Source organism: Serratia sp. SA088, from assembly GCF_049065515.1.
Taxonomy (GTDB): domain Bacteria; phylum Pseudomonadota; class Gammaproteobacteria; order Enterobacterales; family Enterobacteriaceae; genus Serratia; species Serratia nematodiphila.
Map to the genome: position 1 here is coordinate 1 of NZ_JBAKGW010000015.1, position 16,787 is coordinate 16,787.

Annotated in this window: 18 protein-coding genes; 11 read left to right on the forward strand and 7 right to left on the reverse strand. The window is 57.4% G+C overall.

The features are described from left to right. A partial coding sequence (locus tag ACOWVD_RS24420; protein WP_421105754.1) for a transketolase-like TK C-terminal-containing protein occupies positions 1-344 on the forward strand: 344 nt, incomplete at its 5' end. Positions 345-772: 428 nt separating this feature from the next. On the opposite strand, the gene ACOWVD_RS24425 is transcribed toward ACOWVD_RS24420, so the two are convergent. From ACOWVD_RS24425 to nudK, 3 genes are all read right to left on the reverse strand, one after another. Next, a complete protein-coding gene (locus ACOWVD_RS24425) occupies positions 773-2,266 on the reverse strand; it encodes a calcium-binding protein (protein ID WP_049242923.1) in 1,494 nt (497 codons plus the stop codon). A 75-nt stretch (positions 2,267-2,341) separates the two neighbouring features. Beyond that, positions 2,342-2,635: a hypothetical protein gene (locus ACOWVD_RS24430; protein WP_049242921.1), complete on the reverse strand. Its 294-nt coding sequence runs from the start codon at positions 2,633-2,635 to the stop codon at positions 2,342-2,344. A gap of 726 nt (positions 2,636-3,361) precedes the next feature. Continuing rightward, positions 3,362-3,940, reverse strand: a complete 579-nt coding sequence (nudK, locus tag ACOWVD_RS24435) for a GDP-mannose pyrophosphatase NudK (protein WP_049242917.1) — start codon at positions 3,938-3,940, stop codon at positions 3,362-3,364. Between the two features lie 358 nt (positions 3,941-4,298). On the opposite strand from nudK, the gene narQ reads away from it, so the two are divergent. Beyond that, positions 4,299-5,975, forward strand: a complete 1,677-nt coding sequence (gene narQ, locus ACOWVD_RS24440; protein WP_049242915.1) for a nitrate/nitrite two-component system sensor histidine kinase NarQ — start codon at positions 4,299-4,301, stop codon at positions 5,973-5,975. A gap of 161 nt (positions 5,976-6,136) precedes the next feature. Next, positions 6,137-6,769, forward strand: coding sequence for a response regulator (locus ACOWVD_RS24445; RefSeq protein ID WP_049242912.1), 633 nt, complete (start codon positions 6,137-6,139; stop codon positions 6,767-6,769). A 37-nt stretch (positions 6,770-6,806) separates the two neighbouring features. Here the strand turns inward: ACOWVD_RS24445 and ACOWVD_RS24450 are convergent, their stop codons facing one another. Further along, the gene (locus tag ACOWVD_RS24450) at positions 6,807-7,085 is read right to left on the reverse strand and encodes a winged helix-turn-helix domain-containing protein (protein ID WP_004941750.1); all 279 of its coding nucleotides are present in this window, start codon (positions 7,083-7,085) and stop codon (positions 6,807-6,809) included. Between the two features lie 293 nt (positions 7,086-7,378). Between ACOWVD_RS24450 and acrD the strand changes: the two genes are divergently transcribed. Next, positions 7,379-10,516, forward strand: coding sequence for a multidrug efflux RND transporter permease AcrD (acrD, locus tag ACOWVD_RS24455; RefSeq protein ID WP_049242909.1), 3,138 nt, complete (start codon positions 7,379-7,381; stop codon positions 10,514-10,516). A 125-nt stretch (positions 10,517-10,641) separates the two neighbouring features. On the opposite strand, the gene ypfM is transcribed toward acrD, so the two are convergent. Beyond that, a complete protein-coding gene (gene ypfM, locus ACOWVD_RS24460; RefSeq protein ID WP_100396732.1) occupies positions 10,642-10,701 on the reverse strand; it encodes a protein YpfM in 60 nt (19 codons plus the stop codon). A 216-nt stretch (positions 10,702-10,917) separates the two neighbouring features. Between ypfM and ACOWVD_RS24465 the strand changes: the two genes are divergently transcribed. Together ACOWVD_RS24465 and ACOWVD_RS24470 are read left to right on the forward strand one after the other, a co-directional pair. Further along, complete coding sequence (locus ACOWVD_RS24465; protein WP_049242908.1) at positions 10,918-11,397, forward strand: tetratricopeptide repeat protein; 480 nt, start codon at positions 10,918-10,920, stop codon at positions 11,395-11,397. A 9-nt stretch (positions 11,398-11,406) separates the two neighbouring features. Then, positions 11,407-11,838 (forward strand): GNAT family N-acetyltransferase, encoded by a 432-nt coding sequence (locus ACOWVD_RS24470; RefSeq protein WP_004941740.1) that lies wholly within the window; start codon positions 11,407-11,409, stop codon positions 11,836-11,838. Positions 11,839-11,845: 7 nt separating this feature from the next. Here ACOWVD_RS24470 and ACOWVD_RS24475 read toward each other — a convergent pair whose 3' ends face one another. Next, positions 11,846-12,271: a GNAT family N-acetyltransferase gene (locus ACOWVD_RS24475; protein ID WP_004941737.1), complete on the reverse strand. Its 426-nt coding sequence runs from the start codon at positions 12,269-12,271 to the stop codon at positions 11,846-11,848. Between the two features lie 531 nt (positions 12,272-12,802). Between ACOWVD_RS24475 and ACOWVD_RS24480 the strand changes: the two genes are divergently transcribed. The 5 genes from ACOWVD_RS24480 to ACOWVD_RS24500 all read left to right on the forward strand — a co-directional run bounded on the left by ACOWVD_RS24480 (position 12,803) and on the right by ACOWVD_RS24500 (position 15,977). Continuing rightward, positions 12,803-13,354, forward strand: a complete 552-nt coding sequence (locus ACOWVD_RS24480) for a LuxR C-terminal-related transcriptional regulator (protein ID WP_049242903.1) — start codon at positions 12,803-12,805, stop codon at positions 13,352-13,354. 253 nt (positions 13,355-13,607) lie between these two features. After that, entirely contained in the window at positions 13,608-13,994 is a 387-nt protein-coding gene (locus ACOWVD_RS24485; RefSeq protein ID WP_004941730.1) for an ArsC family reductase, read from the forward strand. After that, the gene (gene dapE, locus ACOWVD_RS24490; RefSeq protein ID WP_004941726.1) at positions 13,991-15,118 is read left to right on the forward strand and encodes a succinyl-diaminopimelate desuccinylase; all 1,128 of its coding nucleotides are present in this window, start codon (positions 13,991-13,993) and stop codon (positions 15,116-15,118) included. The genes ACOWVD_RS24485 and dapE overlap by 4 nt, the downstream gene beginning before the upstream one ends. Then, positions 15,115-15,789 carry a M15 family metallopeptidase gene (locus ACOWVD_RS24495; protein ID WP_004941723.1) on the forward strand — a complete coding sequence of 225 codons (675 nt, stop codon included), beginning with the start codon at positions 15,115-15,117 and terminating at the stop codon, positions 15,787-15,789. The genes dapE and ACOWVD_RS24495 overlap by 4 nt, the downstream gene beginning before the upstream one ends. A 2-nt stretch (positions 15,790-15,791) precedes the next feature. Next, positions 15,792-15,977 carry a YpfN family protein gene (locus tag ACOWVD_RS24500; protein ID WP_004941720.1) on the forward strand — a complete coding sequence of 62 codons (186 nt, stop codon included), beginning with the start codon at positions 15,792-15,794 and terminating at the stop codon, positions 15,975-15,977. Between the two features lie 30 nt (positions 15,978-16,007). On the opposite strand, the gene ypfH is transcribed toward ACOWVD_RS24500, so the two are convergent. Then, a complete protein-coding gene (gene ypfH / locus ACOWVD_RS24505) occupies positions 16,008-16,697 on the reverse strand; it encodes an esterase (protein WP_164095069.1) in 690 nt (229 codons plus the stop codon). Positions 16,698-16,787: the final 90 nt, after the last annotated feature.

The window sequence follows — 16,787 nt, forward strand, 5'->3', positions numbered from 1 at the left end:
ACGTCATCCTGATCGCCACCGGCTCCGAAGTGGGCATCACGGTGGAGGCGGCGGACAAACTGACCGCGGCGGGCCGCAAGGTGCGCGTGGTGTCGATGCCGTCGACCGACGCGTTCGACAAGCAGGATGCGGCGTACCGCGAGTCGGTGTTGCCGGCGGCGGTGACGGCGCGCGTGGCGGTGGAAGCGGGTATCGCGGACTACTGGTACAAGTACGTGGGGCTGAACGGCGCCATCGTGGGCATGACCACCTTCGGTGAGTCGGCGCCGGCGGAGCAGCTGTTCGCCGAGTTCGGCTTCACCGTGGACAACGTGGTGGCGAAGGCGCAGGCGCTGCTGAAGTAAGCGGTCTGGCGCAAGCGGGTCATCACGATCTCATGCCGGTTAGCTAAGCCTGACCGGCATTTTTTTATCCAGTTTCTGGGTGTGCTGTACAGGGGAATTGCCGTAAAGATGCCGCATTTCTCTGATGCCGTAGCGAACGGCCATTCGGGAGACGAAGGCACGCCCCCTCAACCGGCCTTCCATGCCCGGTTGCCCCTGACAACGCCGTCTTGTTCGGCTCGGCGATGCGCGCCCAGGGTCAGCATCAAAACCTGTAGCCATCGGACCGCTTACCCCCTCGGTCTGACGTCGAGTGGTGCAAGACAAGGGAAATAGTGAGAATGAGCAAAGTATTCGTCATGACCGGCTTTTTTATGGGCGAAAAACGAACCCGGCATGCATAAAAAAACGACCGCCAAGGCGGCCGTTCTCATCAACATATTGCAGGGTTAAACAATAAAGTCGACTTGTTGCAGCGGATGGCCGACGATTTTCACCAGGAAATCCGTACCGGTGAAATCACCGCCCATATTGATGGCCAGATCGCTGACGTTGCTCGCTTGATCATAGGTCAGCATGGCCTCACCCGCACGACCGCTGAAAGCATCGACAAAGGCGACCTTTTGCGCCCCTTCGCCGGTGTTGAACACCGACAAATCGATCTTGTCTACGCCGCTGACAAAGTCAGTGATCCAATCCGGCGTCGCCGCCCGCGATTCATCATAGCTATTGAATACAAAGGTATCGGCGCCTTCTCCGCCGGACAACCGATCGATGCCGAGCCCGCCAATGAGGATATCGTTGCCTGTCCCGCCAAACAGCATGTCGTTTCCGGCGCCGCCGGACAGGATATCGTTGCCGGCTTCGCCTTTCAGAACGTTGCTGCCGTCATTGCCGGCGATAAAGTTGTTCAGTTCATTGCCGGTGCCGATAATATTATCTTTGCCGGTAAGCACCAAATATTCGACGTTCTTGGCCAGAGTATAACTGACGGAGGATTTCACGGTATCCAGGCCCTCACCGTAGTTTTCATGCACTTCATCGCGAATATCGTCGACAATGTAGGTGTCGTTATTCCCGCCGCCGTACATTTTGTCTGCTCCGGCTCCGCCGTCGAGGATATCGTCGCCGTCTTTTCCGTACAGCCAATCGTTGCCTCTTCCGCCGGAAATATGGTCGTTGCCGTAGCCGCCATACAGATGATCGGAGAAGATGCTGCCTTTGACCGTTCGGGCTTCATGAACCGGATCGAGAATGCCGGTCAGCAGCAGATCCAGCGTGTTCGTCACCAGCCCGTTTTTGTTCAACACGATATCCACCGCCAGACGGCCGACCCCGCCGACCAGATTGGCCGTCAACGCCGTCGCTAATCCGCCCAAGAACGGCAGCAGGCCGTCAGCCGGATCGGAAACCTGCACATAGTTGTCGCCGAAGCCGAGCGGCGGCGGAAACACGTCCCCCAATACCCCCGCCCAGCCGGCCGGCGGCAGCCCCAGGTTTTCCAGCGCCTGGCTGACATCCGTGTTCACCACATCACCGGCGGATTGCATACCGCCGTGAGACAATGCATCGTTGATCACCGTGATTGCCAGTGCGTCAGACGCCTGTTGGAAAGTGGCTTCAGAAATCGGTTTACCCTGCAGCAACGAGGCAATCTTGGTGGAACCGCGGACGAATTCGCTATAGGCCGAATTGTCGGAAGCGTTGATGCCCACCACGTCGCTGATCCAGGTTTCCAATTTAATCAGCTCTTTGGCGTGCTCATCGCCGAACAAGTACACGGCGGTCGGTGGCAAATTACCGGTATAAGCGACACGCGCTTCATGGACGATATCGCGAATATAACGATAGCCATCGGCATATTGCCCCGTGTCACGCAATTCAGCCAATTTTTTGGATTGTTCTTCGGTAAACGTCACCAAAACATCACTGTTTTGAGTCATATATTTTTCCTTAAATATAACTTGCAAGAATAACCGGCCATTCAGACAATCATGGCCGGTATAGGCGAAATAAAATTAGCCGCGGCCCCATTCGGCAGTCACATGATAAGGTTGGCTCAATTCATAAGTCGCACCCAGCGCTTTACCTACGCCAGCGCTGACTTTCAGGCCTACACCAATCAGCGTGTCGCCCAATTCATGCACTGGCGCAACGAAAGGAATGACGTTCAACGCCTGCCCGATCGGCGCTACGGCGTTAAAAAACGCATTGGTCAGATCAACCGCCTGTAAAATATTATTGCCTACAATGCTGCTCAGCAGACCGGCGCCCGTTACCTGCTCAATTTCCTTCTGAGAAAGTTCAATCATGTTTATGACTCCAATTAAACATCGATAACAATTAGGGTGTCTGACGGAAAGGAATAGACGTAAACAAAACAATCCCATTCACTGGGTTCTTGAAAATCACACGTTCTTCATTTGCGCTAATTTCCATGCTGAACACCTCAGTCCCTGTCCTCCAAATAAATTCCGCTACCCGGCTAACGCCCGGTCACAGACAACACAAGTGTAGAGTATTGTAAATTCGACAACTAGCCTCCCGGCTGCGAAAGCGAAGAGGCGCGCAATGTTCGGATAAATCGAATCATTGCTTAATTTTTTTCACGTTCGCAGAGGGGGGAAACAAGAATTAACCAAGAAATATTAAATGAAATGCAAAAATCACTGATAACACAATCGTTGAATTATAAAAAATTTAAGAAATACCGTAGAACGCAATGTTTAAAATAGGCAGGAAGAAATTATAAAAACAAACATATAGGCAATTCTTATGATGCAAAAAACGCGATTTCGCTTACATTTAATTACAATTTGTTATGAATATAAATAGGAGCCAAACTGGCGCGAGACGATAGAAAAAGACAATGCCTCCGGAAAATACCGGCATGACGCAATGATAGTATGCGGTGAGGACTTGATGAGACGTGCGACAGCATGAACGGCGCCGATTCCCCTCAGCGGACGACTCCGCTGCCGGAGCCGTCTCTTCATCGCCTGCTTTTCAACCCTGTACGATGAAGCCGCTATCGGGGCTCAGTATTCCATCACCCGATGAATCTGCAAATACTGCAGCAGCATGATGGTCTTGCCGTCTTTAATCCGGCCATCGGCGATCATCGCCACCGCTTCGCTAAACGGCAGTTCGATCACTTCGATATCTTCATCTTCAATGCCGCCGCCGGCCGCACGCCGCTCATCGTCATGGTATTCGGCGATAAAGAAGTGCACGATCTCGGTCACGCCGCCCGGCGACATGTAGGCTTCGAAGATTTTCTTGACCTCGCCCACCTGAAAACCGGTCTCTTCCACCGCTTCGCGGCGTGCGCACTGCTCCGGCGAATCGGCGTCCAGCAGGCCGGCGCAGGCCTCGAGCAGCATGCCGCTTTCGTTGCCGTTGACATAGGTCGGCATGCGGAACTGGTTGGTCAGCACCACCGTGCCCTTGGCGCGGTTGTACAGCAAAATAGTGGCGCCGTTGCCGCGATCGTAAACCTCGCGCATCTGTTGCACCGAACCGCCGTTTTTGCGTTTCAGATCGAACGTGTACTTATGCAGCACATACCAGTTGTCCGACAACAGCTCTTTCTTCACATTCTCAATTTTCGACGACATGACCCTTTTTCCTTGAGTTGCAACGTGAAAATCATACCGCGATTACGCTGCGCCGCAGCAGACGATTTGCAACAAAAATCACAACGCCTCTCCGGGCAAACCAGGATTAAAAATACATCTTGGGCGGATGCATAATCTGACAGACGAATCGCATCCGCAAAGACAAATCCTCAGTGGAAACCGAGCTACAGCTGAACATCGGCGGGCATTTCGCTATTCATTTGATTACACGACGACAATTGTTCCCGTTTTGTTGACAACTTGATACAAATCGCGGTGCAATTTAGTTGCAAAAGTTATAGTTTTGCTTTCGAATGAAACTGGCGCAGCCCTCACCTGAGAGAAAAGGATTCCGTGATTGCTTGTTAAACGTTCCGTGACCGGCAGCCTGGCCAGGGCGCTGTTGGGCATCGTGATACTGTCGGTGCTCGCCACCGGGTTGGCGTTGACGACCGTCGCCGGCAGCCAGAGCGATGCCGAGGCGATCAACATTGCCGGTTCGCTGCGCATGCAAAGCTACCGCCTGGCCTTTGATCTCGATCGACAGAGCCCGGAACTGGAGCTGCACCTGCAGCAGTACCGGCAATCTTTGCAGGCGCCGGCGCTGCAAAAGCTGGCGCGCTTTTACGTCCCGGCCGAGGTGCGCAACCACTATCTGGCGCTGCAACGAACATGGCAAGCGATGGAGCGGCAGATCCGTGACGGGCAAGCGGCCGCCTACCGGGCGGAGGTCGCCGGCTACGTCAACCGCGTCGATCATTTTGTTTCCGCTCTGCAGCGTTATTCCGAGTTGAAACTCACCCTGGTGGCCGCCGTCAGCGTGCTGGGCTACGCCGCCATTATCGGTCTGGTGCTGTTTTGCATTCGCTTTATGCGCCGCCAGGTGGTCATGCCGCTGCAGCATCTGGTCGACGCCAGCCAGCGCGTGCAACAGCGCGACTTTCGCCACCCGCAGCTGGACGTGGCGCTGCCGAACGAGCTCGGCGTGCTGTCGCAAACCTTCAGCGCCATGTCTGACGAGCTGGCCCGGCTCTACCAGTCGCTGGAACTGAAAGTGCAGGAAAAAACCCGGCGCCTGCAGCAGGCTAACGAAACGCTGGAGGTGCTGTATCGCTGTTCACAGGCGCTGAGCGTGCGCCAAATCGATCAGCAGGCATTCGAGAATGTGCTGCGCATCGTGCGCCAAAGCGAACGACTGCGCTGCATCCGGTTGAACGTGGCGGACGATCATGGCCAGTGGCAACTGAACGAAGGAGAGCCGGCGCCGGCGCAAACCTGGAGCGCGCTGCCGATCACCCAAGGCGATAAACTGCTGGGTGAATTGCGATGGCAGCCCGAAGCGCAGCCACCGCATCCTCACCTGATGCAGAGCCTGGCCAACATGCTGGGGCGCGGCGTCTACTTCAACCGGGCGCAAAAGCAGCACCAATATCTGCTGTTGATGGAAGAACGTGGGACCATCGCCCGCGAGCTGCACGATTCGCTGGCGCAGACGCTGTCGTTCCTGCGCATCCAGCTGACGCTGCTCCGGCGCGCCGCCGACGATCCGGCGGCGCAGACGATTATCGACGATTTCGATCGCACGCTGGCCGATGCCTATCGCCAACTGAGAGAATTACTGGCCACCTTCCGCCTCAATATTCAGGAGGCGGATCTGAATGCCGCGCTGGAGCAACTGCTGCAGCCATTAAAGGCGCTAACCACCGCGCGGATTCAGTTACACTGTCGGCTGCCCTCGCAGGCGCTCAACGCCCAGCAGCAGGTGCACGCGCTGCAGATCGTGCGCGAGGCGGTGCTCAATGCCGTCAAGCACGCAGGAGCGAGCGAGATCGCGGTGTGTTGCGAGGTCAACGCCGCAGGCGACAACGTATTCAGCATTACCGACGACGGTTGCGGCATCGCCAGTCTGGAAGAACCGGAAGGGCATTACGGCTTGACCATCATGAGCGAACGCGCGGCGCGACTGGGAGGAACGCTGCGCATCCGGCGCAGAAGCCGCGGCGGCACGGCGGTCTGCCTGACATTCTCGCCCTGACCTTGCGGCTGTTCACTCTGCGTTACGGTTGCCGCCGGGCAGAAGGCCGCCCGGAGAGGTTTGCGGTGCAGAATGCCGCTATTTTTGAAGAGACAGTCCCACTGTGAAGCACGCCTCCGGGCGCGTTTGAGTGGCTTTACTTGCTACAGGGAGCATATTTCATGGTGATGAAGCAATACCGAGTCATGATCGTTGACGATCATCCGTTGATGCGGCGCGGCATCAAACAACTGCTGGGACTGGATGCGCGATTTGGCGTGGTGGCAGAGGCCGGCAACGGCAGCGAGGCGGTTGCGCTGGCGCTGCAGCACGCACCGGACGTGATCTTGTTGGATCTGAACATGAAGGGCATGTCCGGGCTGGATACGCTGCTGGCTCTGCGCGACGAAGGCGTGGACGCACGCATCATCGTGCTGACGGTCTCCGACGCGCGCAGCGATCTGTATGCGCTGATCGACGCCGGCGCCGACGGCTATCTGCTGAAAGACAGTGAACCGGAGCAGCTGCTGGAACACATCAGCGCCGCCGCCGAGGGGCAAAACGTGATCAGCGACGCCATGGCCGACTATTTGCTGGCGCGCAGCGAGCAGCGCGATCCCTTCACCGCCTTGACCGAACGCGAACTGGACGTCTTGCAAGAGGTGGCGCGCGGCCTGTCCAACAAACAGGTGGCGGCGCAATTGCATATCTCTGAAGAAACCGTGAAGGTGCACATCCGCAACATACTGCGCAAGCTGGACGTGCGTTCTCGCGTGGCGGCGACGGTGATGTACCTGGAGTACAAAAGCCACTGATCGCCCCGCCCCGCCCCGGCCAATACGCCGGGGCCGCTTACTCGATGGCGCTGAGCAGCGCCTGATGGTGCTGATGCACCCAGCTCTTGTTGAACGGCCCCCAGCTTTCCAACTGATAAAAACCGTCGTTGTTGCGCACGCCCTGCTGCACGAACTGCAGCTCGACGCCCATGCCGGGCAGCGCCTTCAGCACATCCTGCAACGTGCGGCGCGGCCAGCCGGTCAGCGCCATCAACCGCGGCACATTGGGCCGCTCACTGTGGCTGATCAGCCAGCATAAATAAAGCCGACGGGCAAATACCGGGTTAATTCCCATGCCAAGCTCCTGCTGTAAGGTGGATCCAGTTTTTATTTTTCGGCTCCCTGCGGCGAAGACATGCGCAAGGCCTTTGATAGTAATAAAAATGTCTTAATAGCGTACAATTATCGACACCGGGGCACCCACGCCGTTTCCCGCTACCGTTATTTACACTATCTCCTTTTTTTCTCCACGCTTTCCTCGACTATCCCGAGTAAAGTGCAATAGCGCCGGAATCCTTCCCTGCCGCTGAAATGCATATTTCCGATGCGTTTTAAAGATAGAACAAGTCATAACGAGGTTCGCGCTGCATGGCCAATTTTTTTATTGATCGCCCGATTTTCGCCTGGGTGCTGGCAATTATTCTTTGCCTGACCGGGGCATTGGCGATTTTTTCTTTACCGGTAGAACAATACCCGAATTTGGCGCCGCCGAACGTGCGCATCAGCGCAACTTACCCAGGCGCCTCGGCGCAAACGCTGGAAAACACCGTCACGCAGATCATTGAACAGAATATGACCGGCCTCGACAACATGATGTATATGTCGTCGCAGAGCACCAATACCGGCCAGGCGACCGTCACGCTGACGTTCGAAGCCGGCACCGATCCCAACGAGGCGATGCAGCAGGTGCAAAACCAGCTGCAGGCGGCGATCAAACGCCTGCCGCAGGCGGTGCAGAATCAGGGGGTCACGGTCTCGAAATCCGGCGACACCACGCTGATGATGGTGGCGTTCGTCTCCACCGACAACAGCATGGACAAGCAGGACATCGCCGATTACATCGTCTCCAACCTGCAGGATCCGCTCAGCCGCATCAACGGCGTCGGCAGCATGGACGTGTATGGCTCACAATACGCCATGCGCATCTGGCTCGATCCCAACAAGCTCAACAGCTACCAGCTCACGACCCAGGACGTGGTCAAAGCCATTCAGTCGCAGAACGCCCAGGTGGCGGTCGGCCAGTTGGGCGGCACGCCGTCGGTCGATAAACAGGCGCTGAACGCCACCATCAACGCCCAGTCGCAGCTCCAGACGCCGGAACAGTTCCGCCAGATCACCCTGCGGGTCAATCAGGACGGTTCGCTGGTGACGCTGGGCAACGTCGCCACCGTCGAACTGGGCGGCGAGAACTACAACTACCTCAGCCGCTACAACGGCATGCAGGCCGCCGGCATGAACATCAAGCTGGCCTCCGGCGCCAACGAACTGCAGACCGACCAGTTGGTGAAGGACAAGATCGCCGAGCTGTCGCAATACTTCCCGCACGGGCTGGAGGCCAAAGTGGCCTATGAAACCACCCCGTTCGTCAAAGCCTCGATCAAGGACGTGGTGAAAACGCTGCTGGAGGCCATCCTGCTGGTGTTCCTGGTGATGTATCTGTTCCTGCAGAACTTCCGCGCCACGCTGATCCCCACCATCGCCGTGCCGGTGGTGCTGATGGGCACCTTCGCCATCCTTTCCGCCTGCGGCTTCAGCATCAACACCCTCACCATGTTCGCCATGGTGCTGGCGATCGGCCTGCTGGTGGACGACGCCATCGTGGTGGTGGAGAACGTCGAGCGCGTGATGAGCGAGGAAGGCTTGCCGCCGCGAGAGGCCACGCGCAAATCCATGGGGCAGATCCAGAGCGCGCTGGTCGGCATCGCCCTGGTGCTGTCGGCGGTGTTCGTGCCGATGGCGTTCTTCGGCGGCACCACCGGCGCCATCTATCGCCAGTTCTCCATCACCATCGTCTCCGCCATGGTGCTGTCGGTGCTGGTGGCGATGATCCTGACCCCGGCCCTGTGCGCGACGCTGCTTAAACCGATCGCCAAAGGGCACCATCACGGCAAGCGCGGCTTCTTCGGCTGGTTCAACCGCATGTTCAACCGCAATGCCGATCGCTATGAGCGCGGCGTGGGGCGCATTCTGCACGCCAGCGGCCGCTACATGGTGATTTATCTGCTGTTGCTCGGCGGCATGGCGCTGCTGTTCATCAAGCTGCCGACCTCGTTCCTGCCGCAGGAAGACCGCGGTATCTTCACCGTACAGGTGCAGTTGCCGGCGGGCTCGACCCTGCAGCAAACCTCCAAAGTGGTGGAAAAGGTCGAGCGGTACTTCCTCACCGAAGAGAAACAGGACGTTTTGTCGGTGTTCGCCATCATCGGCTCCGGGCCCGGCGGCAACGGCCAAAACGTGGCGCGCCTGTTCGTGCGGCTGAAAGACTGGGATCTGCGCACCTCGGGCGCCAACAGCTCGTTCGACATCATCGATCGCGCCACGCTGGCATTCAACAAGATTAACGAAGCCCGGGTGATCGCCAGCAGCCCGCCGGCGATCACCGGCCTCGGCAACTCCTCCGGCTTCGACATGGAGTTGGAAGACCACGCCGGGCTCGGCCACGCCAAACTGATGGCGGCGCGCGATCAGCTGCTGCAGCTGGCGGCGCAAAACCCGCTGCTGTCGCGCGTGCGCCACAACGGCCTGGACGACAGCCCGCAGCTGCAAATCGATATCGATCAACGCAAGGCTCAGGCGCTGGGCGTATCGATCGACGACATCAACAATACCCTCTCCACCGCCTGGGGCTCGACCTACGTCAACGACTTCGTCGACCGCGGCCGGGTGAAAAAAGTCTACGTGCAGGCCGCGGCGCCGTTCCGCATGCTGCCGGATGACATCAACAAATGGTATGTGCGCAACAGCGCGGGCGGCATGGTGCCGTTCTCGGCCTTCGCCAGCTCGCACTGGGAGTACGGTTCGCCGCGGCTGGAGCGCTATAACGGCAGTTCGGCGCTGGAGATCGTCGGCGAGGCGGCCAACGGCGTCAGCACCGGCACCGCCATGGCGGAAATGGAAAAACTGGTCAGCCAACTGCCGACCGGTTTCGGGCTGGAATGGACGGCGATGTCCTATCAGGAACGGCTGTCCGGCTCGCAGGCGCCGGCGCTGTACGCCATCTCGCTGCTGGTGGTGTTCCTGTGCCTGGCGGCGCTGTACGAGAGCTGGTCGATACCGTTCTCGGTGATGCTGGTGGTGCCGCTGGGGGTGATCGGCGCGGTCGCCGCCACCTGGCTGCGCGGTCTGGAGAACGACGTCTATTTCCAGGTTGGCCTGTTGACCATCATTGGGCTGTCGGCGAAAAACGCCATTCTGATCGTCGAGTTCGCCAATGAGCTGAACCATAAAGGGCAGGATCTGATGTCGGCGACGCTCGACGCGTCACGCATGCGTCTGCGGCCGATCCTGATGACCTCGCTGGCGTTCATCTTCGGCGTGCTGCCGATGGCTACCAGCAGCGGAGCCGGTTCCGGCAGCCAGCATGCGGTCGGCACCGGGGTAATGGGCGGCATGATTTCCGCCACCCTGCTGGCTATTTTCTTCGTGCCATTGTTCTTTGTGCTGGTTCGCCGCCGTTTCCCGGGTAAAGCGCATCCGGCAGACAATACGCCGGCCACCGGGGACTGATCCGCGAGATATAAAAAAGCAGCGTCGGGTTACCGATGCTGCTTTATTTCGAACGAAAATCTCGTTCCCAAGGTGTTTCAGTGACTTTCCAATGACTCGACCTTGCCATCTGCTTCAACGCTGTGTCAGTTGCCCAACATCTCATCAATGAAGTCTTTCCAGTTTCCTAATTCACGATCAACCATAATACTTTACAACCTCAATTATTTGACGAAGCGGATTCTACGCCTGTTTTTTGACCATGTGAAGGGAAACGGGAACGATGCCGGGCTCGGAAACCGGGCTTAGCGCACATTTTCGTATTTATCTGATCAATGTTCAGTGCAGCTATTCCCTTGTGATATCAATTTCTCCGCGGTAGCGTGTAAAAGGTATAAAAATACGCCAATGGAGTGTCGATCATGTCCAGCTCTTTGTCTCTCTCGCAGTTGAAAACGCAGGGCCGCTATCAGGAGGCGACCGCGCTGGCGCTAAGGCAACTGGCGGCAGAGCCGGAAGCGGCGATGTTGCACTTTCAGCTGGCCTGCCTGTATGACGTACAGGGCCTGGAGCAACAGGCCATTCCCTGTTACCTCGCGGCGTTGGCTCGCGATTTGCCGCCCGCCCAACGCCGCGAGGCCTGGCTGGGTCTCGGCAGCACCTACCGCGCCCTGGGAAAATATTCGGCGTCGCTACGGGCTTTCGACGACGGCCTGGCCGAGTTCCCGCAGGCCAACGAGCTGATGCTGTTTCGCGCCATGGCGCTGTACAACCTGGGTGAAAATAAACGGGCCGTGACCGATCTGTTGCTGCTGCTGGCGGAAACCTCGTCAGACCCCGACATCCGCGGTTATCAACGCGCCATTCGGCACTATGCCGCCGATCTCAGTCTTATCGGTTAGAGGAAAACGATGGAAATTATCACCGACCCGAGCCGCCGCGCCATCGACTGGCAGCGGCTGTGTGAATTGCTGGAGGCCGCCGGGCTGGGCAAGCGCGATCCGCACACCTTGCGGCGCGTTTACCAACACAGCCAGTTTTGCTATTGGGGGTTTATTGGCGACGAGTTGATCGCCACTGCACATGCCATCAGCGATCTGACATCGGTCGCCTACCTGGCGGACGTGGCGATCGATCCGCGCTTTCAGGGACAAGGGCTGGGGCGCAGGTTGATGGATCGGGTGATGCAAGATCTGGCGCCGCTCGGCAAGATTTTCATCTATTCGGTGCCGGAAAAGCTCGCCTTCTATAAAAAGTACGGCTTTCACGATTTGACCACCGGCATGGTGTATGCGGACGGCGCTGCGCTGCAGCGATTGCAACAAGGAGGCTACGTGCGTTAAACGTGCATCACAAGGTTTTGCTCATAAAGATACGGCGGGTTCCCGGCGGCAAGCAAGGCACTTCACCCATACGCTGCCAGCCATGCCGTTGATAAAAATCCGGCGCCTGAAAGCTGATAGTGTACAACACGGCGGAAAGGCAACCGCGCCGGCGGCCTTCCTGCTCGAAACGGCGCAACAGTTCGCTGCCCAACCCCGCGCCGCGCAGCGCTTCCGGCAGATAAAAGAGCTCGAGAAACAGCAGCCCTAACGATGAGCGTCCGGTAATCCCTCCCAGAACTTCCCCACTGTCGGGATCTCTTACCACCACCGCCAGCGGCAGACGATCGCCGTAGCCGATATGTTGATCATTAAAACGATCCAATCCCTCCGCGATACAGGACGTTATTTCCTGCGTTACCCGCTCGGAAATTTCGATATGACATTTTTTCACGCCGGCTCTCCGTATCAATCATCCACGTTCACACTCTGATTACAGCTTAAAACATCGCAGTTTCTTTGTTTAGAATTATCTTTGTCTCAATTTCAACGTTAATTTTTTCATGACCTCAGCGCCGACTCAGGTGACGTTCAAAATAAAGCCACTCATCGTGATAAAACCAAGAAAAATCTTAGTTATTAATTCGTTAAGCCCAAACAACCACCCTTAAATGATCGCCAAAACCGATCATTTTGAATATTTTGATAGTCTTTGTCTATGTTAATTCCTTTTAATTACCGAGGTATTAATAGAAGATGTCTATTCTATTAGCCTTACCTTGCTTAAAAATTCGGCTAAAAAAAAGATTTACGCTTTATAAATCATGCTAGTATATAACCTTCCCTTCAAAGCTCGCGCCCAGATAACGCTCATTCATTTGCGGCGCAAGAAAAGTTCAACATGAAATTATTTGGATTATTTCTTTTTTTATGTTTTAAGATAGCCATCCTCACCGGGAAATAAAAAGTAAAGGATTATAATAAAATGGAAATTGATATTTTCAGCGAGTGTGCTTATACCACCATCGGCATCCGGCAACTCATTAACCAAACCTGGGCGGAAAAACGCGCGCCGGCCGGCTTTAGCCGCAGAAGGGTCTGCTTTATCGATGTCACCATCGCCAACTTTGAAGCGCGTTACCGCGATGAATATGCCAACCCCAATACCTACAAAATAATCATTATCACCGACTGTCTGCATGAGATGGTGATTGTCGACAATAAGACCATTATATTATCAAACCTTATATCATTGAGCCGCTTCAGCCACCTGATCGGCGACTTATATAAGCGTTACAGTCACTATACCGAGCCGCCGCAACTCTCTCAGCGCGAATCGCATTTTCTCTCGGAGTGGTCGACGGGAAAATCGCTGACCGACATCAGCAATGCCATGAATATCAGAAATAAAACCGCCAATCATTACAAATCACGAATCATGAAAAAACTCGGCGCCAGCAGGATAAAACCGCTGTTGCATATTACCCGCGTACGGTGTTTGACCGAGCGTTTAAACATAAGAATCAATAAAGAGTAGTTCTCTCTCCCCCGCGCCGCATTGGCGTCAGAACGCGTTCGCCGGCATCTTTTAACAGCGCCGCCGGCGAAGATCGCCGTTTCATCAATTTGCCAACCTCTCTCCCTGGCGCCCAATCGTCTCTCTCGCGCATCGTTGTCTGGATCTCGCCGCCGCTTTACTGGCATTATCTCTGCTATCGCCGGGCGGCGAGAAGGCCTAAGACCGCGCCCGCCGCTCAGTATCGACTCGACGAGACAGGTAGCTTTACGCCATGGCAAATAAACCGCAACAGACAACGCTGACGATGTACGGCATCAAAAACTGCGACACCATCAAAAAAGCCCGCCGCTGGCTGGAAGATCAAGGCATAGCCTATCATTTTCACGACTACCGCGCCGACGGCCTGACCGAACAGCAACTGCGCGGTTTCGTCGCGCAACTGGGTTGGGAGCCGCTGCTCAATACCCGCGGCACCACCTGGCGCAAGCTGGATGAAGCGCAGCGCAACGCCTGTGATAACGCCGACGCCGCCATCGCGCTGATGCTGGCGCAGCCGGCAATCATTAAACGTCCGCTGCTGGACGACGGCAACGGCCACGCTCTGCTCGGTTTCAACGCCGACGCTTACCAACAATTTATCGCCGAGGTTGCCGTATGACTTGCCCGGTTATCGAACTGGCCCAGCAGTTGATCAAACGCCCTTCCCTCAGCCCGAATGACGAAGGCTGCCAGCAACTGATGATCGAACGCCTGCAGGCGATCGGCTTCACCGTCGAAGCCATGGACTTCGAAGACACCCAAAACTTCTGGGCCTGGCGCGGCGAAGGGCAAACTCTGGCGTTTGCCGGGCACACCGACGTAGTGCCGACCGGCGATGAAAAACGCTGGGACAACCCGCCGTTTGAACCGGCAATCCGCGACGGCATGCTGTATGGCCGCGGCGCGGCGGACATGAAAGGCTCGTTGGCCGCGATGGTGGTGGCCGCGGAACGCTTTGTCGCCGCCAACCCGAATCACCGGGGCCGCCTGGCATTTCTGATCACTTCGGATGAAGAAGCCAGCGCCACCCACGGCACGGTTAAAGTGGTCGAAGCGCTGATGGCGCGCAACGAGCGGCTGGATTACTGCCTGGTCGGCGAGCCGTCCAGCACCGAACGCGTCGGCGACGTGGTGAAAAACGGCCGTCGCGGCTCCATCACCGCCAACCTGCATATCCACGGCGTACAGGGGCACGTCGCCTATCCGCATCTGGCGGACAACCCGGTGCACCGCGCCATGCCGGCGCTGAATGAACTGGTGGCGATCGAATGGGATCGCGGCAACGAGTTCTTCCCGCCGACCAGCATGCAGATCGCCAACGTGCAGGCCGGCACCGGCAGCAACAACGTGATCCCGGGCGATCTCTACGTGCAGTTCAACTTCCGGTTCAGCACCGAACTCACCGACGCGATGATCAAGCAGCGCGTGGAAGAGCTGCTGGAACGCCACCAGTTGAATTACAGCATCGAATGGCGGCTGTCCGGTCAACCGTTCCTCACCTCGCGCGGCGCGCTGGTGGATGCGGTGGTCAACGCCGTCGAGCACTATTCTGAATTGACGCCTCAGCTGCTGACCACCGGCGGCACCTCCGACGGCCGCTTCATCGCGCAGATGGGCGCGCAGGTGGTGGAACTGGGGCCGGTCAACGCCACCATCCACAAGGTCAACGAATGTGTCAACGCCGCGGATCTGCAGCTGCTGAGCCGCATGTATCAACGCATCATGGAGCAATTGGTCGCATGATCACCGCAGAAATGCTCACCGGCCGTTCGACCGAACACCTGGCGCCGCTGAGCGGCAACCATCGGCTGCAGCCGCAGGCGGTCAATGCCTTCCTGGCGATGCAGCAGGCCGCGCGTGAAGCCGGATTCGATCTCCAGCCCGCCAGCACCTTCCGCGACTTCGACCGCCAGTTGGCGATTTGGAATGGCAAATTCTGCGGCCAGCGGCCAGTATTAGATAAGGACAGTCAACCGATCGACGTCGCGCCGCTGTCCGCCGCCGAGCGCTGTGAGGCGATCCTGCGCTGGTCAGCCCTGCCTGGCGCCAGCCGCCATCACTGGGGCAGCGATTTGGACGTGTACGATCCGTCGCTGTTGCCGGAAGGGCAAAAGCTGCAGCTGGAGCCGTGGGAATATGAAGAAGGCGGTTACTTTGCGCCGCTCAACCAGTGGCTGACGGCGCATATGGCCGAGTTCGGTTTCTATCGCCCCTTTACCGAAGACAGCGGCGGCGTGGCGGTGGAGCCGTGGCATCTGAGCTACCGGCCGCTGGCGCAAGAGGCTGAACATTTGCTGACCCCGGCGCTGTTGCTGGCGGCCTGGCAAGACAAGGAGGTCGCCGGTGTCGAATGGCTCGAACGCCATCTGCCCTCGATTTTTTCGCGTTTCATACGCAGTGAAGGAAAGGAGTAGCTATGCAATGGTTAGCTGATTACTGGTGGATTATTCTGCTGGTTCTGGTGGGGATGGTCGTCAGCGGCATCAAGGAACTGCGCCGCGTCGACGTGAAAAGCTATCTGGCCAACAAGCCGGAGATACCGCCGCACCGCGACAACAACGCCCAGTGGGATGACGAAGACGACTGGCCGAAAAAGAAATGACATCAGGGCGCTCATCGGCGCCCTGAGTTTTTAGCGAAAGGCGATCAGCTCGCCGCGCTTGCCGGACAATGCCTCGTCCCAGTAGCGCTGTGGCACGTAATAATGCAGCCTTTCCAGCGCGGCGTTCATCATGCCCTGATTGATCGCATGCCCGACGTTCTCTTCCACGTCGAGCGTGAAATCGGCGCCGCTGACCCGTAACGCTTCTGCCGCCGCGTGAGCGTGTTGCACCGCGATCACCGCGTCCTCTTCACCGTGGATCAAATGCACCACGCTGTCGCCGAAAGCCTGCTCAGGCAACTGGGCGAAACGCCCGCTGAACGCGACCACGCGCCCGGCCAGCCGGGTTTCCGCTTTTAACGCCTCAAGCGCCATGATCGCCCCCTGCGAGAACCCCACCAGAGCAGTGCCGGCATAGCCCACGCCGCTCAGCTGCTGCCAATGACGCACCACGGCCACAAACTGCGGCATCACGTCTGCGATGCGGGCCGCGCGGTTCTCTTCGTTCACGTCCTGTACCGAAAACCACTGGCGCCCGGCGCCGTTGCCAAACGCTTCGGGGCCACCGATGCTCACTACCTGTGCCTGAGGAAAGTCTTTGGCGAAGTAACTGCCGATCTCCCCCATCGCCACCGGGTTGTCGCCGACACCGTGAAACAGCAAGATCAGCTGCGCCGCCGGGGTCGCCGGGCTTTGGACAACGAAATGCTCATGTTTCATCGATGACTCCTTAATAGTAACCAAACCTGGTGCGGCGACAGTCGCCGCCGCACCGCTGACAGTGACTATACGCCGTTGAGAAATCGGGAA